Consider the following 26,434-nt stretch of genomic DNA (forward strand, 5'->3'; position numbering starts at 1 on the left):
TTATTCTTTGTAAACCTGTATGGTGAAAGAGGACAAATTATGGCAAAAGGAATAATATATTTAATGACTACAGTTGTTTCTGGGCTTATCAAGATTGGCAAGACGGGAAATGAGCAATTTGAAAATAGAATGAGATTTTTAGAAAGCAATGGATATGCGAATATTACAGGACTAAAAAGGGAGTTTGCTATAGAAGTAGATGGATATGATGAGAAAGAAAAACTTATTCATGACATCTTTAGCAAAAGTAGAATTGTAGGTACTGAACTGTTTGCGTTAGATATAGAGGTGGCAAAATCATTATTATCTTCTTTAGATGGTAAACAAATTTATCCTAAAGATAAAAGTAAAAAAGAAGTATTCAAAGAATCCACAGAAGAAATAAAACTTAAAACTGAGGTTGGATTTGTTCCAGATGGAGAGTATGTATTAAATCGTAACATAAAAGGTTTTGGGAAAGTAAATGGGAAAGCCATAGTTAAAGATGGAGTATTCACGGTGTTAAAAGGAAGTTTTTGTGGCAATACCGGAAAAGGTTATATACCGTCTATTAGAAGAAATGCGAAAATAAAAGATAATATCTTACAAGAAGATATTGTATGTATGAATCCATCAAGTGCCGGTTGGATAGTTATTGGTAAATCTAATAATGGATGGGTAGAATGGAAAGACTTACAAGGGAACCTTATTGAAAAATATAGAGATAAAGAAGAGTAGTCGATATATAAGCTATCTATTATGGAAAATAACGAGAGGTATGTGTATGCCAAATTTAAAAGCAAAAGAATATAAAAAATTTGAAGATATTAAGTATGTCAGAAAAGACGGAAGCGAGTATTGGAGTGCAAGAGAACTTGCTGATGTACTTGATTATTCTCAGTGGAGAAATTTTCAAAAGGTAATTGATAGAGCGATGATTGCTTGTGAGAACAGCGGTCATGAGGTAGAATACGATTTTGCTGAGGTCAGCAAAATCGTGGAAGCAGGTGCTACAAGCAAGTCTATTAAAGATTATGAACTTACAAGATATGCTTGCTATTTGATTGTGCAAAACGGTGATCCGAGAAAAGAGGTTATTGCACTTGGACAAACCTATTTTGCCATACAGACATATCGTCAAGAAATAGCTGACCATTTTAATCAGCTTGATGAAGATAGAAGAAGGCTTGTTGTTCGTGGAGATATTAAACAATGGAATCAGCTTTTGGTAGAAACAGCACATGATGCAGGAGTCATTACAAATGAAGAGTTTGCTATATTTCAGAACGCAGGCTACATGGGATTGTATGGTGGGTTAGATGTAGAAGATATACACAACAGAAAAGGCTTAACCGCAAGACAAAAAATTCTGGACTATATGGGAAGCACCGAATTGATTGCTAATTTATTTAGAATTTCACAGACCGAAGAAAAGCTAAGAAAAGACAAAGTTGAAGGTGCAGAAGCTGCAACAAAGGTTCACTACTTAGTAGGAAAAGAAGTAAGAAGTGCTATTGAAAAAATTGGTGGCACTATGCCGGAAGACTTGCCTGTTCCGGAGAAAAGTATTCAACAGATAGAAAAAGAACAGATGAAGCGTTTAAAAGATAAAGCTAAAAAAGGTAAGTTGATGTTGGATGAATAATGTTTACCAATAGAAATCGCTCTTACTGTAGTATCACTCTTGATACTGTTTTGATACTAAAAAACTCTAAAACCACATATAATAGGAATAAAAATAGCCAAAAACGGAAACTAAAAAGATACTGATATAGAATTGAAGAAACAAATATGATATGGTAATTATCGAGTGGGAATAGAGTAAACAGGTTTAGACATGGATTAAAGTAATTTTTTATCTTGATTAGAGTAAGCAACTGGAACAAAATTGGGTAAAGATTTAAAAAAGACTGAAAGGTTCGATAAATAGGGGCGATGCGTAAAACAAGCGTCGCCCCTATTTATCGTAAGCCCACAACATGCTATAAGAATTAGAAAGGATTTTGAATGGTTGTTTACAAAGTATAAAGAAATAATAATGTTTTTTAGTGTTATAATGTGGTATAAAGCGATACAATTTGTCATTTGTTTTGTTCCAAAAAACTTTATAGTTAGATTTTTACATATTTTATTGGGAATAATATATTTTTCATAAAGAATGTTCGGATAAATGTGCTAAATATGGATATTTCTAATGTTTTTAAATAGTCTAACTAAATAAAAAGCGTAGTTTTTTGCGATTATAATAGAATAGTTATGAATTTTCATGACTAAAAGTGCAAATTTATGCTTTTTATGTCCTGCTTTTATAAAAAAATTATTTGAAATGTTTAGAGATAATGATTAATTTTATGAAAAGGGTAAAAAAATATTAATTTTTTGCAAAATATGAGCGATAGGGGTTTATTGATAAGTCAATTAATGATATACTAAACAATATAGATAAAATATAGATAAGGAGAGGTGAACATGAAAGAGCAAGTAAACAAAATTCCAAGAGCAACTGCTAGACGTTTACCATTATACCACAGATATTTACGTTTATTATTTGATGCTGGGAAGTATCGTATTTCCTCAGCAGAATTAAGTGAAGCAACAAAAGTAGATAGTGCTACAATTCGCCGTGATTTCTCTCATTTTGGGGAATTAGGTAAACGAGGATATGGTTATGATGTGGAAGCATTATTAACATTTTTTAGTAAAATTTTAAATCAAGATAAATTAACAAATGTAGCATTAATTGGAGTTGGACATTTAGGACAAGCCCTTTTGAATTATCGTTTCCAACAAAATAATAGTGTTAGAATTAGTGCAGCGTTTGATATTGAACCGTCTATTATTGGTACCATTCAATCAGGAGTACCTGTATACTCTGTTGAGGAAATGGTTGAGCAATTACGCTTACAACATATTGATGTTGCTATTTTAACAGTTCCTCAGGAAGTGGCTCAAGAAACTGTTGAACAAGCAGTTGAAGCCGGTGTTAAAGCTATTTTGAACTTTACACCATTACGTTTATCAGTACCGGAAGATATTCGTGTTCAAAATGTTGACTTAACAAATGAATTACAAACATTAGTATATTTCTTAAATACTAATGCTAAAAATTAATGACTATTGCTATATATGATAGTATACACCCGATAGACTAGTACTTGTGATTATGGCTTAAGAGAGCAGATGATTTGCTGGAACATTTGCCCCACTGACATAAGGAACCTACTATTGTGGAAAGATAATCGGAGAAGTCTTCGTTAGCAACGTATGAGTATAAAATAAGGTGGTACCACGGCACAGTCGTCCTTTGGGTGATTTTGTGTTGTGGTCTTTTTTATAGTAAGTACAAGAACATGAAAAGTGTTTTTGGTGATAGAGGCAACATATAGTATCGTATGATAAAACAACAGCACATAGAAAGTGAGTATCTAGTGTAGTGTGATTAAACAGTATAAATAAAGGAGAATACAGATGAGTGAATTACAAAAACAAGATTTTTCTAAATGGTATATTCAAACCATTCAACAAGCAGATTTAATGGATTACTCTCCAGTTAGAGGGTGTATGATTTTTAAACCAGATGGATACGAATTATGGGAACATATCCAAGCAGAAATGAACCGTCGTTTTCAAGAAGAAGGGATAAGAAATGCTTATTTCCCAATGCTTATTCCAGAATCATTTTTTGCTAAAGAAAAAGATCATATCGAAGGGTTCAGTCCAGAATTGCCGTTTGTTACAGAGGCAGCTGGAGAAATATTAGAAGAAAAACTAGCCTTACGCCCAACTTCAGAAACGATGATAGGATATGCATTTAGCCAATGGATTAACTCATATCGTGATTTGCCATTAGAAATTAACCAATGGGCAAATGTATTCCGTTGGGAAAAGAAAACTTTACCATTTTTACGTACATCAGAATTTTTATGGCAAGAAGGTCATACTGCACATGTTGATGAGGAAGATGCACGTAGACGAACTATGCGTAGTTTAGTTATTTATAAGGAAGTTGTTGAAAGTTTATTGGCAATTCCTGTGTATGACGGAGAAAAAACACCTTCAGAGCGTTTTGCAGGTGCTGTGTCAACGTATTCCATTGAAGCAATGATGAAAGACGGAAAAGCAGTACAAGCGGGAACAAGTCATTATATGGGAACAAAATTTGCCGAGGCTTTTGACATTAAATATTTAGATAAAAACAATCAACATGTATATGCACATACTACGTCATTTGGTGTATCAACTCGACTAATTGGTGCAACAATTATGACGCATGGCGATGAACAAGGATTAGTGCTGCCACCTCGTATTGCTCCAACGCAAGTCGTGCTTATTCCGGTAGGACCTTGGAAGAAAAATCCGGCAATCATCGAGAAGTTGGACGATATTTTTGCACAATTAAAAGCTAAAGGCATTCGTGTTAAATTAGACGATAGCGATAACTCTCCGGGATTTAAGTTCAATGAGTGGGAGTTGAAAGGTGTACCAATGCGAGTGGAGTGTGGGCCACGTGATTTAGAAAACAACCAAGTGATGACAAAAATGCGTGATGCACAAGACAAAGTAGCCGTATCTTTAGATGATTTGGTGCCGTTTATTTTACAAGAGCTAGACACTATGCAAACTCGTCTATTGGAAAGTGCTAAAGCGAATCGTGCTACACATGAATACACGCACATCAACACATTAGATGAATTAAAAACGCATATTGACACTAAAAAAGCGAATGGAGAAGTTCCAGGCTGGGTCTTAATCGGTTGGGATGGAACAGAAGAAACGGAAGCTAAAATTAAAGAAGAAACAGGCTTTACAACACGAAACATACCTTTTGCTCCACCAATGCAAAAAGATGTGTGCTTAGTGAGTGGAAAACCTGCTAAACATACTGTTTGGATTGCTAGAGCGTATTAACCTAAGGAAGATTGACAAGCAAAATCAAGTGCTTGTCAATTTTTCTTTAGGGCAAAGAGGATACACAGTTTGAAAACGATAGTGTATTAAATTAGAGCAAATGTAATTATTTTTCAAATGATTAGTGCATGACGTACGGTACTAGAACATAAGAATTTTGCCGTATTATGTATAGAATTTATAAAAATAATCGTGATGGTTAACGTCTGTTCGCCATCACGATTTATTGTGTACATTGTAAAGGGGAATGAATAAAAACTAGCTATTAATATGCCGTTTGAACGCTAAATGGTGTTGTGGTATGAGGCAAGGGTGGAATAGTGTAGGTGTTCTTTCTATCAATAAAGCTATTTTGTTATGTTGTTTAATCGTTTAAGGCATGATGTCAGATTTTTGAGAGTGTATATTTTGGTTCTATAATAAATAGGGTTGATGAAAAAAATTCATTAACCCTATTTGACATAGAACCTGTATTTCACAATGTTATATGATGTTAGATAAGATGAGTAAAGATGTAGTGCGTTTATTTTATGTCCCCCTATTGATAGGAGTTGCTGTTTTAATTCATCTGGAAGCATATTAAATTTGTCGATATTTTTCTTGAATATGACTAAATTTTCATCTATTAGACGATAAGCAATTGTTCCATGAGTAATTTCTGAAAATATACGTTTTCTAGTGTCAAAAAATTTCTTGAAATATGTTGAGAATCCCTTAAAAAGACGAATCGTATCATCTGTTGGATAGGATTGTTCGAGTAGTTTCAAGTGTTTATCAGGTGAAAATAGTGGTGATGACGTGTCAAAAAAAGATTTGATATAATTTTTTAATTGTTCACTTGCACGCTCTTTTATAGAGGTATCTTCTGAAAAAACTTCTGTCAATAAATCTTGGTCTAATGATATAAGAGCTAATGTTTCATCAATAAGTTTTTTAAAATCGTCATCAAATAGTGATTGCATATATTCTCTTTTGTCAAATTTTAATGTATCATCAGTTAAAATGTTGTTTCGTTCTAAATGATGTAATGTTTTCTCATAAGGTTTTAATTCAAAACGTAATGTTTTGCTGATTTCAAAAATATTTTCGTATAACATAAGCAACTCCCCTTATTTGTAGTATGAGATAATGGACGCATTTTATATGTGTTATAGCTAGATTTTTCACAAAAAATATTTAAACTGTATGTCTTTTATCAACATAAAAATGACGCCATTTTTCGTCTGAAATAGTATTTAGCATTCTTGTATTTCCTACTTTATTTAGATTTTATCAAACTTAAATTATATATGTCAATATATAGCTTTATTATATTGAGATTAACAGAAGTTTGAACATGTTTGTAAAAGTAGATACAATATAAAACATAGGTTCAGTATGAAAATTTTACATAGGCATTAATCACTAATAAGAGACAGTGAGTTAAGGTTGGATATTGGAATTAGAGTTGCGTAGTAAAGTGATGTATACATAAGAAAATAGACTGGTAAAAATTGCTATGAATAGGCAACAAGATTGAGTCTTTTAAAAATATTAAATAAACATTAAAAAATGACTTTAAATCACATTTTGTAAAGGCTTAAATTAAAGTCTTTTACCCTCTTTTTCTGTGTGGTATTGTTAAGTCTTTAAAATAAAATAAGAAAAAATGCAATTTTGAGCAAATGTATTGAGAAAAAGAGTTTAATTGTATTAAGCTAATGCTATTAAGATGATGTATTGTTAGGACGATAAACGTAAGGTGTTTAAAAATGTAACCGTTTTGAACAATGCTGATTGTTTTTATGAATGGAGTGGATTATAAAATGAAAAACTATGATGTTATTGTCATTGGATTTGGTAAGGCAGGAAAAACATTAGCTGCCAAATTGGCTAATCAAGGTAAAAAAGTTGCTTTGATTGAAGAAAACACAAAAATGTATGGTGGAACGTGTATTAATATTGGTTGTATTCCGACTAAGACACTTATTCACGCTGCTGAAAAAGGGCTATCTTTTGATGAGGCTATGCAAGATAAAACGGCAGTTGTAGAGCGTCTAAGAGCTAAAAATTTTGCAATGTTAGACGCACATGTTGATATTTTTGTGGCACATGCGTCTTTTGTGGATAATAAAGTGATTGCTATTCAAGTAGGAGATGAGATTGAGCATTTACATGCAGAGATTATTATCATTAATACAGGTGCAGTGTCTAATGTGTTGCCAATTGATGGGCTAACAAGTGCGAAGTTTGTATATGATAGTACCGGTATACAACACTTAGATAAGTTACCACAACGTCTAGGAATTATTGGTGGTGGAAATATTGGATTAGAATTTGCCAGTCTGTACGCTAGTATGGGTGTTGATGTGAGTGTGTTTGAGGCAGGTAGTACAATACTTGGTCGCTATGAAGAAGTTGCTAGAACATTGGCAAAAGAGTACATGGAACAATCAGGAATTACATTCTATTTAAATGCATCTATTACACGTGTGGATAATGAGGACGACACTGTTGTTGTTCATGCGAATAACAACGCATATTCTTTTGATGCGTTGTTGTATGCAACAGGAAGAAAGCCAAATACACAAGGATTAGGCTTAGAAAACACGTCTATTGAATTAACAGAACGTGGAGCTATTAAAGTGGATGAACATTGTCAAACGACTGTTAAAAATGTTTTTGCAGTAGGGGACGTTAATGGTGGGTTACAGTTCACATATATTTCTCTAGATGATTTTAGAGTGGTGTTTAACTACTTAAATGGCAACGGACAATATACATTATCTCAACGTAAAAACGTGCCGAATACAGTATTCATTCAACCACCTTTGTCTATGGTAGGCTTGAGTGAAGAACAAGCAAAAGCGCAACAATTACCTTATGCTACTAAAGAATTATTGGTAGCAAATATGCCTAGAGCACATGTTAATGGGGACTTAAGAGGAGTATTTAAAGTTGTTGTAAATAAAGATACTAAAGAGATTTTAGGTGCAACATTATTGGGTAGTCAATCTCATGAATTGATTAACTTAATTACTATGGCTATGGATAATCATATTCCATATACGTATTTAGCAACACAATTATTTACGCATCCAACGATGTCAGAAAATTTTAATGATGTATTTTCTTTTTAAAGTAATGTAAATAGTTTATTGGAATAGGAAGGCTAGAGCAAAAAGTCTGAATGTGCAAAGATGATGGGTACACTGTGAAACCATGTGTTCAACATCATTTGGACATGGTGTAAAACACATAGATTTTTTGCCTAGCCTTTTTTGGTATGGAAAGAACATAAAAAATAGTTGAGAGTGCTATGTAAATAATGTGTAATTTGGTATAATATATTATAGGAAAGGAGCAGGATATGAAACAGAGATATAAAGTGACACTTGCTTATGACGGCACAAATTATGTTGGATTTCAACGGCAAATTAATGGAAATAGTATTCAAGCTGAGATTGAAAAAGCGTTGAAGAAAATGACAAAAGGTTTATCTATTGCTATAGTTGCTTCTGGGAGAACAGATTCCGGAGTGCATGCCAAAGGGCAAGTCATTCACTTTGATTACCCTTGCCAACTTGAAGAACACTCTCTAAAACAGGCATTAAACAGTTTACTACCTAGTGATATTAGAATATGTCTAGTGGAAAAAGTAAGTCAATTATTCCATGCACGTTATCATACGTGTCAAAAAATGTATCATTACCGTGTTAGTCTGGGAGATGTTCAGTCACCTTTCTTGAGTCGATATGCTTTACATCATCGCTATAGTGTAGATATTTCAAAAATGAATGAGGCTTTAGGAGATATTATTGGAGAGCATGACTTTACAAGTTTTTGTTCAACAAAATCAGATAAAGATAATAAAGTCCGGTGTATCAAACACGCTAGTGTTGAGTATGATGAGGAGCATAATGAATTGGTATTTGTGTTTATAGGAGATGGTTTTCTTTATAATATGGTACGTATTTTGGTCGGGACAACGTTACAAATTGGAGATGGATTAAAGCCAGTCCATGAATTAAGACGTTTACTCGAGGCTAAAGATAGACGTCAAGCCGGGCCAACGGCACTAGCACACGGATTATATTTGATGCGTGTTGATTATAAAGCCCCAGAGTATTGGTTTCAGACGTACGAGGAGAATAAACGGATAGGATACAATGATTAAGCCTGTAGGTTATGACATACGGTTGTAATGGTAAAATCTTGTTTGCAGCTCATCAAGTCATAGAATGAAGAATTCTGGAAATTTATGTTTTCTTGTGAAAGATACAGAGCTATTTAGAATAAAAAATTATGGAAAAGAAAGTGTAAAGCTGAAAAGGAAGATAATATGATTGTAGAAGTATGTGCGGGGAGTTTACAAGACTGTTTAATTGCACAAGAGTGTAATGCGCATCGTATTGAATTGAATACGGCTATTGCTTTAGGTGGATTAAGTGCCAGTGTAGCACTCCTAGATGAAGTAAAGCAACGTGTGAGTATTCCAGTTGTGTGTATGGTACGACCTAGAGGAGCAGGATTTTGTTACAATAACAATGAAAAGGCGTTAATGCTAAAAGAAGCAGAATGGCTATTGAAATACGGTGCGGACGGTATTGTTTTTGGGTGTTTAACATCAGAAAGAAAGATTGATATTCCCTTTTCAAGAGAAATGATTCGTCTAGTGCATGCATACAAAAAAGATGTTGTGTTCCATAGAGCTTTTGATTGTTTATATGATGCACATGAAGGTATGGAAACGTTAATTGATTTAGGTGTTAATCGTCTCTTAACGAGTGGACTGCACGAAAGTGCATGGGAAGGCAGAACCATGTTGAAAAGATTACACCAACAGTATGGACAACATATAGAAATGTGTATGGGGGCAGGCATTAATCAAGACAATATCATTACACTAATGCAAGAAACAGGCATTAAACAGTGTCATGGTTCATTTAAAGGGTGGTTTGAAGATAAGACAACAACAGGTCATCAAGTTCATTACAGGTATGGTAAAGGAGATTGTTATGACGGTGTTGATGCTAATGTATTGAAATTATTTATGAATACACTTAAAGGAGTAAATGTATGAAGAGAATTTTAGATTGCCATACAAAAGATTTTGAACAATATACGGCTGAACAGCTTAAACAAGCAATTTTGGCTGGAGAGGGACGGACAGTATGCTCTGAAATGGTTGTGTCACGTTGGGCGATTGATGCAGGATTAACGCATGCAGAAATTGCACGTGCTTTTGGAGCAGATTTAATGCTGATGAATGGGTTTGATTGCTTTAATCCGTCAGTGCATGGATTATCCAGTCAAGAAGACGCTATTCGTCAAGTTAAACGTTTGGTAGGTAGACCGGTAGGCATTAATTTAGAACCAGTTGACGTACAGGCGGATATGCTTGAAGAACGTCTTGTTATCTCAAAAGGGCGTATGAGTTCGGCGGAAACGTTTAGAAAAGCAGAGGAACTTGGAGCAGATTTTGTTTGTTTAACAGGCAATCCTGCAACAGGTGTGACTAATCAAGAGATTATTAAAGCTATTCAAGTTGGAAAAGCAAATTTTTCTGGTTTGATTATTGCTGGTAAAATGCATGGCTCAGGAGCTAAGGAGCCGGTATGTACAGTGGATGTGGCAAAATCATTTATTGATGCAGGGGCTGATATTATTTTGGTGCCAGCTGTTGGAACAGTTCCAGGGTTTACAGATGAGGAATTAATCCAAATTGTAAAAATGGCACATCAAAATGACACGCTTGTATTATCCGCTATTGGAACAAGCCAAGAAACGTCTAGTAGAGAAGTGATTGAACAGATTGCGCTACGTAACAAAATTGCTGGTGTAGATATTCAACATATTGGAGATGCTGGTTATGGAAGTTTGGCAACGGTTGAAAATATTTTTGCGTTGTCTGTGGCAATTAGAGGAATGCGACACACAATTAATCGTGTAGCCACATCTGTTACACGATAATGATATAGTGAGGAGAGGTTGATTATGTTAAAAAATTGGGAATTATGGAGTATGTTAGGGTGTGTACTCATGATATTATGTGCCTGTCAGTTTCAAAGTGATAAGCGTGCAGAGTCTACAGTAAACCATACATTAACAACGAGGGATTCACAACAAGAGAGTGCATCACGTTCTCTTAATCAATCACATACGAAAAATGGATTGACGTCTACTACTCGTAAAAAGACATTAAGTGAGGAAGAGTATAGACAACTGATTATGCAAGCTATCGAACAACAACAAGCGTATATTGTCACTATGCAAGCGGATGATGATCATTATTTTGGACAATCGGCAACATCTGCTGCATATAATAAGGCAACAGAGCTGATGTTAACTTATCCAGAGGATAGACAAAAAATTGAACGTATTTTAAGTGAAATAGTGACGAAAAATCCATAATTGAGCAGAGTAATTAAAGGAAGTAAATAGTAACTGATAGCTAGACCATACGTCTAGCTATCAGTTACTATTTTGCAAAGATAATAAAATAGCGTGTTGGTAAATTTGAGAGTTTACCAGCACGCTATTAAGATTATAGGCAATTCAAGACACTTTTTTCCATATCTTCAACAGATATAACGCTTTGATGGCGTATAGGTGCATCTTTGATAGCTAAAACAGCTTGAGGTTGAGAGATATGTGAGTATGCTTCAAGTTTATCCACTAATATTAGGTCATCAGTTGTGTCATTTTCTCCAAGTGCGTCCATAACACTTCTAGGAAACTTATATGGACTAGCTGTTGAGGCAATGATAATTGGTGTTGCATCTTGCGTTTTTTGTATGTAGCGGTCGGTTACGATGTCAGCAACTGCTGTGTGTGGATCAATAACATAGTGATGTGTATCAAAGGAATGTTTTATAGATGATAAAATATCAGATTCATCTGCATAGTCGGCAAAAATATTTGAGAAATGATGGGCGATTTGTTCATCTATAGTATAACAGCCATGATGTGCTAATTCATTCATCAGTTCAGCCGTTTTTTCAGCATCATTCCCAGTAGCATGGAATACTAGACGCTCTAAATTGCTAGAAAGCACAATATCCATTGACGGAGAATTTGTAACGTAAAACGGTCTGTTTTTATCGTATCTTCTCGTTTGGAAAAATTCTGTTAATACATTATTTTTATTAGATGCACAGATTAATGTGCTAATCGGTAATCCCATTTCTTTAGCATAGTATGCGGCTAAAATATTTCCAAAGTTTCCAGTTGGTACTGCAATATTGATAGGATCGCCTGCTTGAATTTTTCCGCTTTTAATAAGTTGTGCGTAAGCATAAACATAATAAGCGATTTGAGGTGTTAAACGCCCTATATTAATAGAGTTGGCACTTGAAAATTGATAGCCTTTTTCAGAGATAGTTTCAGCAAGTTGAGTATCTGTAAACATACGTTTAACGGCACTTTGTGCATCATCAAAGTTCCCTGTAATGCCAATAACATGAGTATTTTCACCTGTTTGTGTGACCATTTGTTTTTCTTGTATAGGGCTAACGCCACCTTTTGGATAGAATACAATAATTTTTGTGTTTGGAACATCAGCAAATCCTGCCATGGCAGCTTTTCCTGTATCTCCAGATGTTGCAGTTAAGATAAGGATTTTTTTATTAGAGTTGTTTTTTCGTGCTGCAACGGTCATTAAATACGGTAAAATGGATAGTGCCATATCTTTAAAAGCAATCGTTTGTCCGTGGAAAAGTTCCAAATAGTGTTTATTGCCAATAGAGTGGATTGGTGTAATATCTGGTGTATCAAAATTATGTTGTGAATACGCTTGTGTGATACACTCTTTAAGTTCATCGTCTGTAAAATCGGTTAAAAACGCACGTAACACAATAAAAGCGACCTCTTGATAGCTCATTGTTGCTAATTCGTGTAGAGGAACATTTAGGCTTGGAATAGATGTTGGTGTGTATAACCCACCATCAGGAGCAATTCCTCTTAAAATAGCTTGGCTAGCTGTAGCTGTTTCATGGTTATGTCGTGTGCTTTGATAAATCATTAGGACGTACCTGCTTTCTGTAAAGATAATAGCATTATAGCAATTTTTTGACGAGATGACTATATAAATAAATGTATTTCTGTCAGTTTTAAGCGAAAAGTGGTATAATTGCCGTAGCCGTTGAGCTATGAAACAGGCAAAGGTGTTATAAGATAAAAATAGAGTGACTAGTGTAACATGAATAACAAACTGTTTCATGGAATGTTTTTTATGGTAGTGGTTAGGATACATGTTCGTGGGGAACGATTAAGGAATATGTTTAAAGAGATGATTGGAAATTATGGAAAATCTATTAATAGGCATGTTTAGGGATAGAATTAAATGTAAAGTATACAATAATAAAAGTGAATGACTATATTAGTGGTATTGTTGAGTGAGTCTGTTTTTAGCACATATTGTTGGTGACGAAGCAATAATATGTCGTGTGTATAGAAACTATAAATGAATTGAATAAGGGATAGCCTAAAAATAAGTTAGGACAAGTATGTGAGAGTATAGCGTTCTAACTATTGATTAGTAAAAGATATTTTTTGCAAGAATAGCAGAATATGATTGGGAGTAAGCATGAAATGAATAAACATAAGGCAAGTTTGTATGATAAAACAATTTTAGAGTATATTATTTCCTATTTGACAACGTATTGTACATTCGAGTGGGCAATTCATGATATTGTAGAACAGGCAAGAATAGACATTATTATTCAAAGCGCTAAAGAAGCTCCACTAGTGAATGTATTAATACATGATCCAAAGTATAGTCGATTAGATGCAAATCAGTTTGCATGTGAGCTGTCTTTTCATAAGGATTATGGTGTAACAGAGGGACATCTTGAAGTGTGGCTAGGATACATTAGACAGTGTGCTCAACAGATGATTTCTGATTATAGACAAGAGGGAATTTGGCAGTGGCGAAGTGATGCCACGCTTTTTCAAACATATTTAGACACTTATAAACAGTTGGGAAAATATAAGGAAAATATTATCCCGTATATCATAAGAAAGTAGAGAGAACATTATGCAGTGGAATGAATTGAAAATATCAACAACACATCAAGCAAGCGAAATGATTGCTGCAATTTTAATTGAAGCGGGGTCTAATGGCGTAGCTATTGAAGATCCGTTTGATTTTGATACATTAGATGATGGATTTGGTCAGTTAAAACCAGAAAAATCGGAATTATATCAAAGTGAAGAAGTGTTTGTATCTGGTTATTTTCCTAATACAAAAAACATTGTTGAAATTCAGATGTCTATTCAAGAAAAATTACATGAAGCAGAGCATTATGGGTTGGATTTAGGAAAAAATGAAGTCATTTTGACAAGTGTATCCGAAGAGGATTGGGCAAATGCGTGGAAAACATATTATCATCCAGTTCGTATTTCTCGTTATTTAACAGTAGTGCCAAGTTGGGAAAATTATCAGGCTATTGAAGGCGAGAATATTATTGAGTTAGATCCTGGCATGGCATTTGGGACAGGCACTCACCCAACAACACGTTTATCTTTACAAGCCTTAGAAATGGTCTTACGTGGAGGAGAGTATGTGTTAGATGTTGGGACTGGATCAGGTGTATTGAGTATTGCAGCTAAAGTTTTGGGTGCCGCTCGTGTAGAAGCGTTTGACTTGGATGAAAAAGCAACGCAGATTGCACGTGAAAATATTGCATTAAATCCTTTTGCACAAGATATTGTGGTACGTGAAAATGATTTGTTGTCAGGTATTAAGACACAAGCAGATGTGATTGTAGCCAATATTTTGGCTGAAATATTAGAACGTTTGATTGATGATGCGTGGGCAAATTTGAAAGATGGAGGATACTTTATTTTGGCGGGGATTATTCAATCTAAGCGAGATAGCTTAGTAGATAAATTGCGTGCTAAAGGATTTGAGATTGAACAAGAAAATAAAATCAAGGATTGGGTATCACTTATTTGCCTTAAACCAATAATAGAGTAAGAGGAGAATAGGTATGCAACGTTATTTTTTACAGGATATGCTAGATAAACAGTGTATTGTGTTTGAAGATGAACATTATCATCATATTGTTCGTGTTATGCGTATGAAAGTTGGCGATCGTGTCTATGTGGTATTGCCTGATGAAAGCACTGTTGTTGTTGAATTATCAGAAATAACAGAGAGTTGTGTTCGGACAAAGTGGATTGAAGATGTCTTAATATCATCTGAAATGCCTATTCAGGTAACAGTTGCCTTAGGTATTCCTAAGGGAGATAAGTTAGACTGGGTTGTACAAAAAACAACTGAATTAGGTGCATTTGCTATACAACCATTTGAAAGTGACTGGTCTGTTGTGAAGTGGGATTTTAAAAAGAAAGAAAAGAAAAAGGAAAGATTACAGAAAATTGCACGAGAAGCTGCCGAACAAAGTCATCGCTCACATGTGCCAATTGTACATGATGTGCTGTCTTTTCAAAAACTTTTACACACTTTTTCTCAATACACACATGTATTAGTTGCTTATGAAGAATCAGCTAAAACACAAGAAAAACAGCAATTTAGACAAATTATATCAACACTTAATCCTAAAGATAAAGTATTAATAATTTTTGGTTCTGAGGGAGGTCTGTCTGATTCAGAAATTAAACAATTGGTTGATAAGCAAGCGATATTGTGTGGATTAGGCCCCCGCATTATGCGAGCAGAAACTGCCCCCATGTATGTATTGGCGGCATGCTCGTATGAATTGGAGCTTCGTTAAAATACTATGATAAATCTATTCTTTTTATAAGAATTTTACTATAGACAGTCGTTTTCTTATTTTTGTGCTATAATAAGAGATAAATTTTAAGTCAATTTGGGTAATGTTAACCTGTTAAAAACTAATGACATAAGGAGTTTTATTATGAAATTAAATCGTTATATTGATCATACAAATTTGAAACCAGATGCTACACAAGAGAATATTGCTACATTGTGCCAAGAAGCAAAACAATATGAATTTATGTCTGTATGTGTACAACCTACTTGGGTAAGTTATGCCACAGAACAATTAAAAGATTCAATTGTTAAAGTTTGTACGGTTATTGGGTTTCCACATGGAGCAAATGACCCACGTGTTAAATCGTTTGAAACACAACAGGCTATTGAAAACGGAGCAGACGAAGTAGATATGGTTATCAACATTGGAGCTGTTAAGTCTGGAAATTGGGCATTGGTTAAAGAAGATATTCAAGGTGTTGTTGATGTTGCAAAAGAACATCATGTAGTGAGTAAAGTTATTTTAGAAACATGTTTGTTGACTGATGAAGAAAAAATAAAAGTCTGCCAAATTTGTAAAGAAGTTGGAGCAGATTTTGTTAAAACATCTACAGGTTTTTCAACAGGAGGAGCAAACGTTCATGATATTGCTTTGATGAGAGAGAGCGTAGGTCAAGATTTAGGTGTCAAAGCTAGTGGTGGTGTGCGTTCTAAAGAAGATGCATTAGCAATGATTGAGGCAGGTGCAAACCGTTTAGGTGCTTCAAGTGGTGTAGCGATTTGTCAAGGATTGGTTTCTCAAGAAGAATATTAATAACGGTTAAAGGAGATTGTTATGGAAAGTAGAAGAACAAGAGCGCAGCGTTTTAAGCAACAAAAACAAAAAAACACGGGATTTATTTATGTGTTAACGTGCTTACTTGCACTAATGGCAATACTATCTTCAGCTTATGTTGTATATGCCATGGTACGTTATAATATATTAAATTTTAGGTCACTAAATTATATTGTATACGGTGTTATTGCATTCGTTATTTTCCTGTTGCTGATTTTCATTTTTACAAAACGTGCAAAAAAAACAGCTTTGACGTTATCTTTGGTATTTGCTCTAATCTTTGGCTATACAGCATATTCTATTTTTAATGGATTAGGTGCATTTTCTAATTTATCAAAATCTACAAAGACAAAGACTGAAACGATGAGTGTTGTTGTACTAGCTAATAGTCCAATTAATGATGTTCATGATTTATCTGGACAAACTGTTCCAGCACCGACTAATATGGATAATGATAATATTCAATCTTTGCTGACTCATATCAAGGAAAAAACGAAAACAGAGTTATCTTTGGGACAAGTAGATTCTTATGCAAAAGCATATCAACAGTTGATTTCTGGCGAGGTAAAAGCTATGATTTTAAATAGTTCGTATGAAACGCTGCTTGAAAATGCAGATAAGGAATATGCTTCAAAGATCAAGAAAATTTATGAATATACTGTGACTAAGGAAGTTGTTCAAGACGAGAATAAAGTGAAAACAAGTTCAGACGGACGTGTGTTTAATGTGTATGTCAGTGGGATTGATACTTATGGAAGTATTTCAACGGTTTCACGTTCAGATGTGAATATTATTATGACGGTGAATACAAATACGAAGAAAGTATTGTTAACAACAACGCCACGTGATAGTTATGTGCGTATTGCAGACGGAGGAAACAACCAATACGATAAACTTACGCATGCAGGAATTTATGGTGTTGAAGCATCTGTGCATACATTAGAAAATCTATATGATATTAATTTAGATTATTATGCACGTATAAACTTTACATCATTTTTAAAATTAATTGATTTAGTTGGTGGAGTAGATGTTTATAATCCAGCAGACTTTACATCATCTGAGGGTGTGTATTTTGAGAGTGGAACAATCCATTTAGATTCAGATAGAGCCTTAGCATTTGTACGTGAACGCTATAACTTACCAAATGGCGATGCTGACAGGGCAGCAAATCAGCAAAAAGTCATTGCAGCCATTATTGGAAAACTTACACAACCAGGTAATTTGGTTAATATGAATTCTATTTTACAACAATTATCATCTTCTCTACAAACAAACATGCCATTTGAAACGATTATGTTATTAGCCAATGGACAATTAGATTCTGGTGGACAGTATAAAGTTGACAGTCAAGCACTGTTAACACATGGAACAATGGGCTTACCGTCTTATGCAATGCCAGGCTACGATTTATATATGGGTGTTGTTGATGATGATAGTTTAGCGAATGTTAAAGCGGCTGTTCAAAGTGTCATTAATGGAGAGTAATTTTAGTATATTGAAAATTAGTGAGAAGTGAGATGTAATCACGAGGTACTCTCGTGGATAAATAGTTGTTATTAAGATATAGGACTATTGACGCTGACAAAAACTGTATGGTATCAACACTTTCTTATGTGAGGGTATCATACAGTTTTAACGTTTTGTAAATATAAGCATGTATAAAATAATTGGTCATGTTGGCAGCCAGTACAATCAAACTGTTGACAAAGTAACAACGATGTTAGCAGTTTTTTTAATCGTTTTATATGTTAAGGTATAGGGATTATTGCAGTATGAGGCATTGTTCGTTTTCTATTGTTTGCTAGAATGCGTACAATAATGTATAAAATAATTTACATTAAAAATGGTATAATCAAGATAATAGTTTAGTAGATGGTGGTAAAAGATTAAATCGCAGAGGTAAATTGTGGTGTGCCAGTGCTTTAATGTAAACTCCATTTATAAATTTTTACCTGTTTTTATTTGTCCTAGGTGCTAAACAATTCATTTTCTTTTTATATCCAAATAATTGTACTGAAAAAATTAAACATCGTCTGAAGTGGTCTATCTAAAGTTGCGATAAATCAATGTTTATAGACGAAGATTTCCCAAAGTTTTTGTTATTTAGATACTTTTTCAGCCTTATTATAGTTGAATATGGTATATTTTAAACTGGATATTAATAGAATAAAGGGCTGGCTTTTTGCCAGCCCTTTATTCTATTAATGTGCATCGCCATTAAAAATAGAGTTTTTAACGATAACATAATCTACACGGCGTATAGCTTCTAAATCTTTACCTCCTGCATAAGAGATAGAAGATTGTAGGTCTTGTTGCATTTCAACTAATGTATCAATAATACTACCTTTGTAATGGACTAACATTTTTTTGCCCTCAACGTTTTTCTTTTCACCTTTTTGAAATTCTGAAGCACTACCGAAATATTCTTTCATTTGTTTGCCATCAATGGTTACTGTATGTCCTGGAGATTCCTCATGCCCAGCAAATAGGGAGCCTATCATGACCATGGTTGCTCCAAAGCGAATAGATTTTGCAATATCTCCATTTGTGCGAATACCACCGTCAGCAATTAAAGGCTTACGTGCAGCTTTTGCACACCAGCGCAATGCAGCTAGTTGCCAGCCACCAGTACCAAAACCTGTTTTAAGTTTTGTGATACATACTTTCCCAGGACCTATACCAACTTTAGTGGCATCAGCTCCTGCATTTTCTAGCTCACGAACAGCTTCGGGTGTGCCAACGTTTCCTGCAATCACAAATGTTGTTGGCAAATGTTTTTTAATATGTTGAATCATCTGAATAACAGCATTGGAATGTCCATGAGCAATATCAATTGTAATATAGTCCGGAATAGCCTGCTCTGCTTCTAATTGGCAAATAAACTCATATTCTTGAGGTTTAACGCCAACACTAATAGATGAGATAAGTTGTTTGTTTGCCATATATTTAATGAAAGGCAGTCGTGAGTCTTCATCAAAACGATGCATCACATAAAAATACCCTTCACGTGCTAAGGTTTCAGCTAATGTTTCATCAATAATGGTCTGCATATTTGCAGGGACAACGGGTAACTTAAATTGATGATTTCCTAACGTTACAGTTGTATCGCATTCTGATCGACTATTCACAATGCATTTGTTAGGAATTAACTGAATATCCTCGTAATCAAAAACAGTAACTTGTTCCATATTATCACTCCTCATTTCATGACTAGGGAAAAAGTATCCTCAGCTATCATACCATGTTTTAATGGGAATACAAAATAATTCAGTTTGAAAACAAAAAAAAGTAAGATAGTTTATCGTCTATCTTACTAAATGATTATAAACTTGTGCTATGCATAGGTTGTATGCGTGATTTAGGATTAATGAAGTGCAATGCATTACTTACAGCTGTCGGTGCTTCTCCAAGTCCAGTTGCGATTAAATCAATTTTGCCATCGTATGTACAACAATCGCCAATAGCATAAATCCCTGGAATAGATGTTTCTTGTTTTGTATTCACACAAATTTTATGACGGTTTAATGTGAGTCCCCAGTCTTTTAAATTGCCTATTGAGGAATGAAATCCATAATTGACAAACAAGCTATCTACAGGGATAGTGAGGGTGTCTGTTGTTCTTACTTTAGTTAATTCTAGATGTGTGAGAGTGTCACCTTTCCCAATTAGACGTGTTGGTAAATAAGGGGTGTAAACAGATACGCTAGAGTTATGTAGAGTTTGCACGCTATGCTCTAAGGCTCTAAATTCCTCACGGCGATGAATAAGAGTTATTGAACGAGTCGTTTTTTCAAAAGAAAGCGCCCAATCCACTGCTGAATCTCCACCGCCTAGTACAACAACATGTTGATTGGCAAATTGTTGTTGGTTTTGCACATGGTAATAAATGTTTTTAAAGGTGTGGATACCGTCCAAGTCTAATGTACGTGGTTTAAAGGCACCCAAACCCATGGCGATGATGACGGTTTTGCTGACATGAGAGGACGTTGATGTTTGTATGTTGAAAAAATTTTCTGATTGATGAATAGCTTCTACCGTTTCATTTAGACATACAGTTGTGTCAAATGGAGATAATTGCTGTTTTAGATACTCAATTAACTCTTGTCCACTAACATGCATGAAAGCAGGGACGTCCAAAATCGTCTTTTCAGGGTATAACATAGCCGGTTGCCCACCTAATTGATGTAAAGAATCAATAATCTTTACTTTGGCTTGTCTTAAATGTGCGTAAAACGCAGCAAATAGCCCGACAGGACCACCGCCTATAATTGTAATATCATATAAATCTGTCATATAGTAACTCCTTTTGATGAATAAGACTGCTGGCAAAACGGCACAACAGTCTTACTGAACATGTTTAATCTGTAAAATAAGCAAGAATGAGGGGTGAAATGTGTAGTCATTGAATACCACCCAAATAGGTACTGACGAATTAAAAATTGACACTAAATACGGAATAATAAAATATCTAAAATAATTGTGGAAATAATACCTGTAAATAATCCAGCAAACACTTCAGTAGGTTTATGCCCTAAATATTTTTTAATAATCATTTCTTTTAATTGTAAATCATCATTATCATCAGGGTCTTTGAAGTGTAGAGGAGAAATAACATGTGTTTTTTCTAATTCATGAATAAGGTGTTCAAGGACAATACCTTGTTCACCACTTTGTCTACGTACCCCCATGGCATCAAACATAATAATCACACCAAATGTAATAGCAATCGCTGCATAAGGAGATTCAATACCGTAGCGAATAGACACAGCAGTAATTAACGCACTAACAGCAGCCGAATGAGAGCTAGGCATTCCGCCAGTAGAAACGGCTAATTTTATAGACGCTCGATGACTTTTTGAAAAATAAGCAATAGGAATTTTAATAAGTTGAGCAACCAAAATAGCACTCAAAGAGGCAATTAGAGGGAAATTATGTATTATCAAAAGATAGACTCCTTTCATCATGTCATCACGCTAACATTATACCATGATGTTGTCAGTATTGCGATAAATAGCTTTGTGTATGTGAAAATATTAAATGGAAATGATAGAGAGTTGACAAGATAAGATGAAATGCAAGTGTGTGAAATTCATAAAAATAAGACTTAGGCACAGAAAAAACTAAAGAAAATAAAATTTTTGGCATGGTAAAGTCGTGGTAATGTATTGTCAGTGAAAAAAAGGATATAACCTCACATAAATAGACATAGCATGAGTTTATATTTTTGCAAGGTGCAATTTTTTTGAGTAGATATACAAGCAATATGTAAAAATGCATTTTTTAACAATACGCTTTTTTTTGTATGTGTTTTTTTGTATAATAGAAAAAGACAAGTCCGATGTAGGAGGCTTCTATGAAAAGTAAATTATTTATTGTTGGCGATGTGCATGGTGAGTATGATTTACTCAAAAAATTGTTGACATTATGGAATAAGGAAGAAGAACAACTGGTTTTTCTAGGCGATTTAGCGGATAGAGGACCAAAAAGTAAACAATGTTTTTTGTTGGTTAAACAACTGGTTGAAAATGAGCAAGCTATTTGTTTAAGTGGGAATCATGAAGATATTTTACTGAAATGGCTAGCAGAACCGCAAGACAATTTCGATTGGTACTTACGAAATGGTGGGCAGGCAACCCTTGAAAGTTTGTTATACCCAGGAGTAATGGAGGAGGAAAGCCCTCTTGATATGGCAAAACTTATTCAAGGAAGATTTGCTGAATTAATTGAATTTATTGAAGAATTACCACTGTATTATGAAACGGAGTACTGTATTTGCGTTCATGCAGGTGTTAATTTGGCTTTAGAGAATTGGAAAGATACATCACGTAGAGATTTTATTTGGATACGTGACCCATTTCATCAAGCAAAAAATACTTTAGATAAATACATTGTGTTTGGACACACACCAGTACAAAGTTTACACAGTAAACTAACGGATACACATCTATGGTATTCAGATAAAAAGATTGGCATAGATGGCGGTGCGGTATATCATGGTGCATTACACGGTGTAGTATTATCGGAAAATGGGATTGAAGCAGATTATCAAGTGATGCACCCACAACACCGTTGGGAATAATGTGAAGAATAAATGAAAGAGAGTAATGAAAATGAATACAGTTGAAGAATTTGAACAACAAGAAGTAGACACGCATGCCAAAGAGGCGTTGCGTTTAACACTCAAACAGTTGCCACAATATAAAGAAAAGCAAGTAGGTAGTGTCCTAGATTTATTGTCTAGTGGGAATACAATCCCGTTTATTGCACGCTACCGTAAGGAAATGACAGGTTCTTTAGATGAGGTGCAAATTCGTGAGATTTCTGAAACATTTGCTTATTTGGAGAATTTAACTAAACGTAAAGAAGAAGTTATTCGTTTGATTGATGAACAAGGAAAGTTAACTCCGGATTTACACAAAGCTATTTTGGAAGCTGACAAGATGCAACAAGTGGAAGATTTATATCGTCCGTTTAAACAAAAAAGACGAACAAAAGCAACAATTGCCAAAGAAAAAGGACTAGAACCTCTGGCACTTTGGTTGTTTGAAGGGCAAGAGCAAGCAGATGTTTTACAAGAAGCATCAAAATATGTATCAGAAGAACATCAGATTTTAACGGAAACGGATGCTTTGCAAGGAGCGCATGAAATTTTAGCAGAAATGATTGGAGATGTTGCACAATACCGTGAATGGATTCGCCAGTATACTCGAAAAAATGGGCAGTTGGTTGTTCAAGAAAAAGATGTGCAAAAAGATGAAAAACATGTTTACGAAATGTATTATGATTTTTCAGAGGCAGTTGAGCATATTAAACCTCATAGAATACTAGCCATTAATCGTGGAGAAAATGAAGGAGTATTGAAAGTTGCTATTCAAATAGATGAGCAAGCGATATTTCAGTACTTGGCTAAACAATTACATGTAAATTCTACATTTTCTAGTGCAATGTACGTGAGTGCAGCTTATGAGGATAGTTATAAACGGTTTATTGCACCAAGTATTGAGCGAGAACTTAGACGTGAATTAACGGAAAAAGCTGATGAACAAGCCATTGCAGTATTTGGAGATAATTTAAAACATTTATTATTGCAACCACCAATGAAAGACAGTATTGTGTTAGGTTTGGATCCGGCTTATCGTACAGGGTGTAAACTAGCCGTTGTAGATGAAACGGGACGTGTTTTAGATAAAGGTGTGATTTATCCACATAAACCAGCTCCTGAACATAAAAGAAAGAGTGCCGGCGACTTATTAAAACAACTCATAGAAAAATATCAAGTCAATATTGTTGCCATTGGAAATGGAACGGCAAGTCGAGAATCTGAACAATTTGTGGCAGAACAATTAAAAAATTTGGAGCGTACAGTATATTATGTGATTGTTAATGAAGCCGGTGCGTCCGTTTATTCTGCTAGTGATATTGCTCGTCAAGAATTTCCAGACTTTCAAGTTGAGGAACGGAGTGCAGTCAGCATTGCACGCCGTTTACAAGATCCTTTAGCAGAACTTGTTAAAATAGATCCTAAATCGGTTGGTGTTGGGCAATACCAGCATGATGTGTCACAAAAAGCATTGACAAGTCAGCTAGATTTTGTAGTTGAAACAGTTGTTAACCAAGTGGGCGTTAACTTAAATACAGCCAGTGCAACCCTTTTACAACATGTTTCTGGAATGAACAAGACGATTGCAAATAATATTGTGACGTACCGCAATGAACATGGCATGTTTACAAACCGTATGGAATTAAAAAAAGTGCCTCGTTTAGGACCGAAAGCATTTGAACAAGCTATAGGCTTTTTAAGAATTATTAATGGGACTAACGTGTTGGATAATACGGCTATTCACCCAGAAAGTTATGCTGAAACGCTCCAATTATTGCAAGTGGCAAATATAACCGTAGATGAGTTGGGAAGTGAGGAGGCAAACCAAAAATTAAGCGGATTAACGCTTGAAAAGGCAAAGGCTTTGACCCACTTAGGTGAGCAAACCATTCAAGATATATTGGAAGCCTTGGAAAAACCGGGGAGAGATGTTCGAGAAAGCATATCTTCACCGTTATTACGCCAAGATGTTTTAAGTATGGAAGATTTAAAAGTAGGCATGGAATTACAAGGAACGGTGCGAAATGTAGTCGATTTTGGTGCATTTGTTGATATTGGTGTTAAGCAAGATGGCTTAGTTCATTTATCAAAAATGAGTAAAAAATTTGTCCGTCTGGCAAGTGACATCGTTTCTGTTGGCGATATTGTGACCGTTTGGATTGAACAAGTTGATTTAGAGAAGAAAAGAATTGCATTAACTATGGTTGGTCCTCATGAACGATGAACAACTTCAGCAACTTGTTGAACAGATTTCTCTGGAATGGTTTAAACGTCCTTTTTTACATCGAGCTTTTTTCAATCGGCGTTTAAAAACAACAGGAGGACGTTACCATATAAAGACGCATCATATTGATGTTAATAAAAAAGTTTTGGATAGATTTGGCATAGACGAACTAGTTGGGGTTATCAAACATGAATTGTGCCATTATCATTTACATCTTCAACATAAAGGGTATCGTCATCAAGATAAGGACTTTAAAGTATTACTAAAGCAAGTGGGTGGCAGTCGATACGTCAAAAACGTTGATGATAATGTATTGTTTCACGTCTATCAATGCACCTGTTGTGAATGTTTAGTATTTAGAAAACGAAAAATAGAGATAAAATATTATAGATGTGCAAACTGTTTATCAGCATTAGTATATGTTGGTAGGCACAAGCGAGAAGATTTTGCATAGTTGATAACTAATGGAATGCATCAGAGAAATAGTGAGATGTTGAATTACTGTTTTAGGGAAACGAACAGAGCAAGATAAGACAAAACTTTGAAAAAAATTAAAATAGATAATATTAGGTGCATATTAAATGGGCTAGACAAAATCTATCAATAAATTTAAACGACTTTAAATCAAGGAATGACGCACCTTGACTTAAAGCCGTTTTTTGAAATATTTATTGTACACCCGATATTTTAAGACAGGGAAAAAACAAGCGTTGTCTGAAGTGGTATGTTTAAAACGGTTGAGAGTGAGCAAAAACTAAAATTTTAGTCTTTTGATGAACATTTAAAAAATTGAAAACAGCTTAGAACTAACGTTTCTGATGACGTCATGATAAGCTGTTTTTTTATTTTTAAGACTTCTTTATCAGTTCCGTTGTGTTATTCGGAAAGTGTTTTTCTAAATAACTTCTTTATTTAAATCTGAAATTATAGACATTTATAGGGTATTTACTATACGTATGGTTTATAGATTTACACCATCAGACTAATAATACCTATTATCAGTTTGTACACTGATAAATAACACCGTTAAAGTGATTGTTTTGGAACTCTAGTTTGTTTAAAAACGTGTCAATCCACCAAGAACACCCGTATCTCCATTTGTGTTAATGTTGGAAAGAGAAGCGATATGTTTTTTTGTGCAGTTAACGTCATTAAATGATCATATTCATGGCGGTTGATACGCGTTAATAATCGTTTAACATTGAGGCGACTAGCCATTTCAAGATTTTTATCACGTCTTAAATCAGAAATAATTTCTGCTACTGTTGTAAGTTAGTTTGTAGCAGGCTAGTGTTTGTTGTAAACGATTGTTCTAAAGCGATTAGATGTGTTAAAACTTCTTGTTTCCACATCGCTTCCACATCTTTTTGAGTGGTATGGTCTTTTTTGGAGAAAAGTTTTTTAAGAAATTTTATCATGGTTGACCACGTCCTAGATGAGTATTATCAACAGGCTCTAAAGTAGGATAAGAATTACTGTTAAGGTTGTTTTTTGATGTGAAGATGTATCTGAAAAGACAGAAAGGTTTTTAAACATTGGTACTAATCGGCATAGAGTATACAGTACACAAACAACTGTTTTTTTAAAATATTCCTCCTTGTTATTATATTAACAAGTGTATATTGGTTACATCGTGACGTCAACACCATTTTAAAGCATGATAACTAT

General features: G+C 34.5%; 23 protein-coding genes. 18 read left to right on the plus strand and 5 right to left on the minus strand.

Annotation, left to right across the window (positions count from 1 at the left end; genetic code table 11):
* The first annotated feature begins 39 nt into the window (after nucleotides 1–39).
* The 4 genes from E4T68_RS00095 (at nucleotide 40) to proS (ending at nucleotide 4,887) form a co-directional block, all read left to right on the plus strand.
* A complete protein-coding gene (locus E4T68_RS00095; protein WP_102889166.1) occupies nucleotides 40–717 on the plus strand; it encodes a GIY-YIG nuclease family protein in 678 nt (225 codons plus the stop codon).
* Between the two features lie 46 nt (nucleotides 718–763).
* Nucleotides 764–1,624: a DNA damage-inducible protein D gene (dinD, locus tag E4T68_RS00100; RefSeq protein ID WP_135123022.1), complete on the plus strand. Its 861-nt coding sequence runs from the start codon at nucleotides 764–766 to the stop codon at nucleotides 1,622–1,624.
* 824 nt (nucleotides 1,625–2,448) lie between these two features.
* On the plus strand, nucleotides 2,449–3,090 hold the full coding sequence (locus E4T68_RS00105) for a redox-sensing transcriptional repressor Rex (protein ID WP_135122894.1): 642 nt from the start codon (nucleotides 2,449–2,451) through the stop codon (nucleotides 3,088–3,090).
* 357 nt (nucleotides 3,091–3,447) lie between these two features.
* Nucleotides 3,448–4,887 (plus strand): proline--tRNA ligase, encoded by a 1,440-nt coding sequence (gene proS, locus E4T68_RS00110; RefSeq protein ID WP_135122896.1) that lies wholly within the window; start codon nucleotides 3,448–3,450, stop codon nucleotides 4,885–4,887.
* A 452-nt stretch (nucleotides 4,888–5,339) separates the two neighbouring features.
* Here proS and E4T68_RS00115 read toward each other — a convergent pair whose 3' ends face one another.
* Entirely contained in the window at nucleotides 5,340–5,984 is a 645-nt protein-coding gene (locus E4T68_RS00115; RefSeq protein WP_135122898.1) for a hypothetical protein, read from the minus strand.
* Nucleotides 5,985–6,692: 708 nt separating this feature from the next.
* On the opposite strand from E4T68_RS00115, the gene E4T68_RS00120 reads away from it, so the two are divergent.
* The 5 genes from E4T68_RS00120 to E4T68_RS00140 all read left to right on the plus strand — a co-directional run bounded on the left by E4T68_RS00120 (nucleotide 6,693) and on the right by E4T68_RS00140 (nucleotide 11,280).
* Nucleotides 6,693–8,006, plus strand: a complete 1,314-nt coding sequence (locus tag E4T68_RS00120) for an FAD-containing oxidoreductase (RefSeq protein WP_135122899.1) — start codon at nucleotides 6,693–6,695, stop codon at nucleotides 8,004–8,006.
* 230 nt (nucleotides 8,007–8,236) lie between these two features.
* Entirely contained in the window at nucleotides 8,237–9,043 is an 807-nt protein-coding gene (gene truA, locus E4T68_RS00125) for a tRNA pseudouridine(38-40) synthase TruA (protein WP_135122901.1), read from the plus strand.
* Between the two features lie 165 nt (nucleotides 9,044–9,208).
* The gene (locus tag E4T68_RS00130; RefSeq protein WP_135122903.1) at nucleotides 9,209–9,949 is read left to right on the plus strand and encodes a copper homeostasis protein CutC; all 741 of its coding nucleotides are present in this window, start codon (nucleotides 9,209–9,211) and stop codon (nucleotides 9,947–9,949) included.
* On the plus strand, nucleotides 9,946–10,839 hold the full coding sequence (locus E4T68_RS00135) for a haloacid dehalogenase-like hydrolase (RefSeq protein WP_135122905.1): 894 nt from the start codon (nucleotides 9,946–9,948) through the stop codon (nucleotides 10,837–10,839). Before E4T68_RS00130 ends, E4T68_RS00135 begins: the two co-directional genes overlap by 4 nt.
* A gap of 24 nt (nucleotides 10,840–10,863) precedes the next feature.
* Nucleotides 10,864–11,280, plus strand: coding sequence for a hypothetical protein (locus tag E4T68_RS00140; protein ID WP_135122907.1), 417 nt, complete (start codon nucleotides 10,864–10,866; stop codon nucleotides 11,278–11,280).
* A gap of 133 nt (nucleotides 11,281–11,413) precedes the next feature.
* On the opposite strand, the gene thrC is transcribed toward E4T68_RS00140, so the two are convergent.
* Complete coding sequence (thrC, locus tag E4T68_RS00145) at nucleotides 11,414–12,889, minus strand: threonine synthase (RefSeq protein WP_135122909.1); 1,476 nt, start codon at nucleotides 12,887–12,889, stop codon at nucleotides 11,414–11,416.
* Between the two features lie 569 nt (nucleotides 12,890–13,458).
* Between thrC and E4T68_RS00150 the strand changes: the two genes are divergently transcribed.
* From E4T68_RS00150 to E4T68_RS00170, 5 genes are all read left to right on the plus strand, one after another.
* Entirely contained in the window at nucleotides 13,459–13,893 is a 435-nt protein-coding gene (locus E4T68_RS00150; protein WP_135122911.1) for a hypothetical protein, read from the plus strand.
* Between the two features lie 10 nt (nucleotides 13,894–13,903).
* On the plus strand, nucleotides 13,904–14,845 hold the full coding sequence (gene prmA / locus E4T68_RS00155) for a 50S ribosomal protein L11 methyltransferase (RefSeq protein ID WP_135122913.1): 942 nt from the start codon (nucleotides 13,904–13,906) through the stop codon (nucleotides 14,843–14,845).
* A 13-nt stretch (nucleotides 14,846–14,858) separates the two neighbouring features.
* Nucleotides 14,859–15,605, plus strand: coding sequence for a 16S rRNA (uracil(1498)-N(3))-methyltransferase (locus E4T68_RS00160; protein ID WP_135122915.1), 747 nt, complete (start codon nucleotides 14,859–14,861; stop codon nucleotides 15,603–15,605).
* Nucleotides 15,606–15,749: 144 nt separating this feature from the next.
* Nucleotides 15,750–16,418, plus strand: a complete 669-nt coding sequence (gene deoC, locus E4T68_RS00165) for a deoxyribose-phosphate aldolase (RefSeq protein WP_135122917.1) — start codon at nucleotides 15,750–15,752, stop codon at nucleotides 16,416–16,418.
* A 21-nt stretch (nucleotides 16,419–16,439) separates the two neighbouring features.
* The gene (locus E4T68_RS00170) at nucleotides 16,440–17,927 is read left to right on the plus strand and encodes an LCP family protein (protein ID WP_135122918.1); all 1,488 of its coding nucleotides are present in this window, start codon (nucleotides 16,440–16,442) and stop codon (nucleotides 17,925–17,927) included.
* Nucleotides 17,928–18,643: 716 nt separating this feature from the next.
* On the opposite strand, the gene guaC is transcribed toward E4T68_RS00170, so the two are convergent.
* The 3 genes from guaC to E4T68_RS00185 all read right to left on the minus strand — a co-directional run bounded on the left by guaC (nucleotide 18,644) and on the right by E4T68_RS00185 (nucleotide 21,385).
* The gene (gene guaC, locus E4T68_RS00175) at nucleotides 18,644–19,630 is read right to left on the minus strand and encodes a GMP reductase (protein WP_135122919.1); all 987 of its coding nucleotides are present in this window, start codon (nucleotides 19,628–19,630) and stop codon (nucleotides 18,644–18,646) included.
* Nucleotides 19,631–19,763: 133 nt separating this feature from the next.
* On the minus strand, nucleotides 19,764–20,735 hold the full coding sequence (locus E4T68_RS00180) for an NAD(P)/FAD-dependent oxidoreductase (protein WP_135122921.1): 972 nt from the start codon (nucleotides 20,733–20,735) through the stop codon (nucleotides 19,764–19,766).
* Between the two features lie 152 nt (nucleotides 20,736–20,887).
* A complete protein-coding gene (locus E4T68_RS00185; protein ID WP_370543833.1) occupies nucleotides 20,888–21,385 on the minus strand; it encodes a divergent PAP2 family protein in 498 nt (165 codons plus the stop codon).
* Here E4T68_RS00185 and E4T68_RS09890 point away from each other — a divergent pair.
* From E4T68_RS09890 to E4T68_RS00200, 4 genes are all read left to right on the plus strand, one after another.
* Nucleotides 21,374–21,508 (plus strand): hypothetical protein, encoded by a 135-nt coding sequence (locus E4T68_RS09890; RefSeq protein ID WP_255518849.1) that lies wholly within the window; start codon nucleotides 21,374–21,376, stop codon nucleotides 21,506–21,508. The genes E4T68_RS00185 and E4T68_RS09890 overlap by 12 nt on opposite strands.
* 287 nt (nucleotides 21,509–21,795) lie before the next feature.
* Nucleotides 21,796–22,521 carry a metallophosphoesterase family protein gene (locus tag E4T68_RS00190; RefSeq protein WP_135122923.1) on the plus strand — a complete coding sequence of 242 codons (726 nt, stop codon included), beginning with the start codon at nucleotides 21,796–21,798 and terminating at the stop codon, nucleotides 22,519–22,521.
* Between the two features lie 31 nt (nucleotides 22,522–22,552).
* A complete protein-coding gene (locus E4T68_RS00195) occupies nucleotides 22,553–24,766 on the plus strand; it encodes a Tex family protein (RefSeq protein ID WP_135122925.1) in 2,214 nt (737 codons plus the stop codon).
* Nucleotides 24,756–25,220 carry a SprT family protein gene (locus E4T68_RS00200; RefSeq protein ID WP_135122927.1) on the plus strand — a complete coding sequence of 155 codons (465 nt, stop codon included), beginning with the start codon at nucleotides 24,756–24,758 and terminating at the stop codon, nucleotides 25,218–25,220. The genes E4T68_RS00195 and E4T68_RS00200 overlap by 11 nt, the downstream gene beginning before the upstream one ends.
* Nucleotides 25,221–26,434: the final 1,214 nt, after the last annotated feature.

Source organism: Granulicatella sp. WM01, from assembly GCF_004570605.1.
Taxonomy (GTDB): Bacteria; Bacillota; Bacilli; order Lactobacillales; family Aerococcaceae; genus WM01.

What these genes read in the sequence shown, in the direction of transcription:
- E4T68_RS00095 (WP_102889166.1), top strand. Translation starts at nt 40, where the DNA reads ATGGCAAAAGGAATAATATATTTAATGACTACAGTTGTTTCTGGGCTT.
- dinD (WP_135123022.1), top strand. Translation starts at nt 764, where the DNA reads ATGCCAAATTTAAAAGCAAAAGAATATAAAAAATTTGAAGATATTAAG.
- E4T68_RS00105 (WP_135122894.1), top strand. Translation starts at nt 2,449, where the DNA reads ATGAAAGAGCAAGTAAACAAAATTCCAAGAGCAACTGCTAGACGTTTA.
- proS (WP_135122896.1), top strand. Translation starts at nt 3,448, where the DNA reads ATGAGTGAATTACAAAAACAAGATTTTTCTAAATGGTATATTCAAACC.
- E4T68_RS00115 (WP_135122898.1), bottom strand. Translation starts at nt 5,984, where the DNA reads ATGTTATACGAAAATATTTTTGAAATCAGCAAAACATTACGTTTTGAA.
- E4T68_RS00120 (WP_135122899.1), top strand. Translation starts at nt 6,693, where the DNA reads ATGAAAAACTATGATGTTATTGTCATTGGATTTGGTAAGGCAGGAAAA.
- truA (WP_135122901.1), top strand. Translation starts at nt 8,237, where the DNA reads ATGAAACAGAGATATAAAGTGACACTTGCTTATGACGGCACAAATTAT.
- E4T68_RS00130 (WP_135122903.1), top strand. Translation starts at nt 9,209, where the DNA reads ATGATTGTAGAAGTATGTGCGGGGAGTTTACAAGACTGTTTAATTGCA.
- E4T68_RS00135 (WP_135122905.1), top strand. Translation starts at nt 9,946, where the DNA reads ATGAAGAGAATTTTAGATTGCCATACAAAAGATTTTGAACAATATACG.
- E4T68_RS00140 (WP_135122907.1), top strand. Translation starts at nt 10,864, where the DNA reads ATGTTAAAAAATTGGGAATTATGGAGTATGTTAGGGTGTGTACTCATG.
- thrC (WP_135122909.1), bottom strand. Translation starts at nt 12,889, where the DNA reads ATGATTTATCAAAGCACACGACATAACCATGAAACAGCTACAGCTAGC.
- E4T68_RS00150 (WP_135122911.1), top strand. Translation starts at nt 13,459, where the DNA reads ATGAATAAACATAAGGCAAGTTTGTATGATAAAACAATTTTAGAGTAT.
- prmA (WP_135122913.1), top strand. Translation starts at nt 13,904, where the DNA reads ATGCAGTGGAATGAATTGAAAATATCAACAACACATCAAGCAAGCGAA.
- E4T68_RS00160 (WP_135122915.1), top strand. Translation starts at nt 14,859, where the DNA reads ATGCAACGTTATTTTTTACAGGATATGCTAGATAAACAGTGTATTGTG.
- deoC (WP_135122917.1), top strand. Translation starts at nt 15,750, where the DNA reads ATGAAATTAAATCGTTATATTGATCATACAAATTTGAAACCAGATGCT.
- E4T68_RS00170 (WP_135122918.1), top strand. Translation starts at nt 16,440, where the DNA reads ATGGAAAGTAGAAGAACAAGAGCGCAGCGTTTTAAGCAACAAAAACAA.
- guaC (WP_135122919.1), bottom strand. Translation starts at nt 19,630, where the DNA reads ATGGAACAAGTTACTGTTTTTGATTACGAGGATATTCAGTTAATTCCT.
- E4T68_RS00180 (WP_135122921.1), bottom strand. Translation starts at nt 20,735, where the DNA reads ATGACAGATTTATATGATATTACAATTATAGGCGGTGGTCCTGTCGGG.
- E4T68_RS09890 (WP_255518849.1), top strand. Translation starts at nt 21,374, where the DNA reads ATGTATTATCAAAAGATAGACTCCTTTCATCATGTCATCACGCTAACA.
- E4T68_RS00190 (WP_135122923.1), top strand. Translation starts at nt 21,796, where the DNA reads ATGAAAAGTAAATTATTTATTGTTGGCGATGTGCATGGTGAGTATGAT.
- E4T68_RS00195 (WP_135122925.1), top strand. Translation starts at nt 22,553, where the DNA reads ATGAATACAGTTGAAGAATTTGAACAACAAGAAGTAGACACGCATGCC.
- E4T68_RS00200 (WP_135122927.1), top strand. Translation starts at nt 24,756, where the DNA reads ATGAACGATGAACAACTTCAGCAACTTGTTGAACAGATTTCTCTGGAA.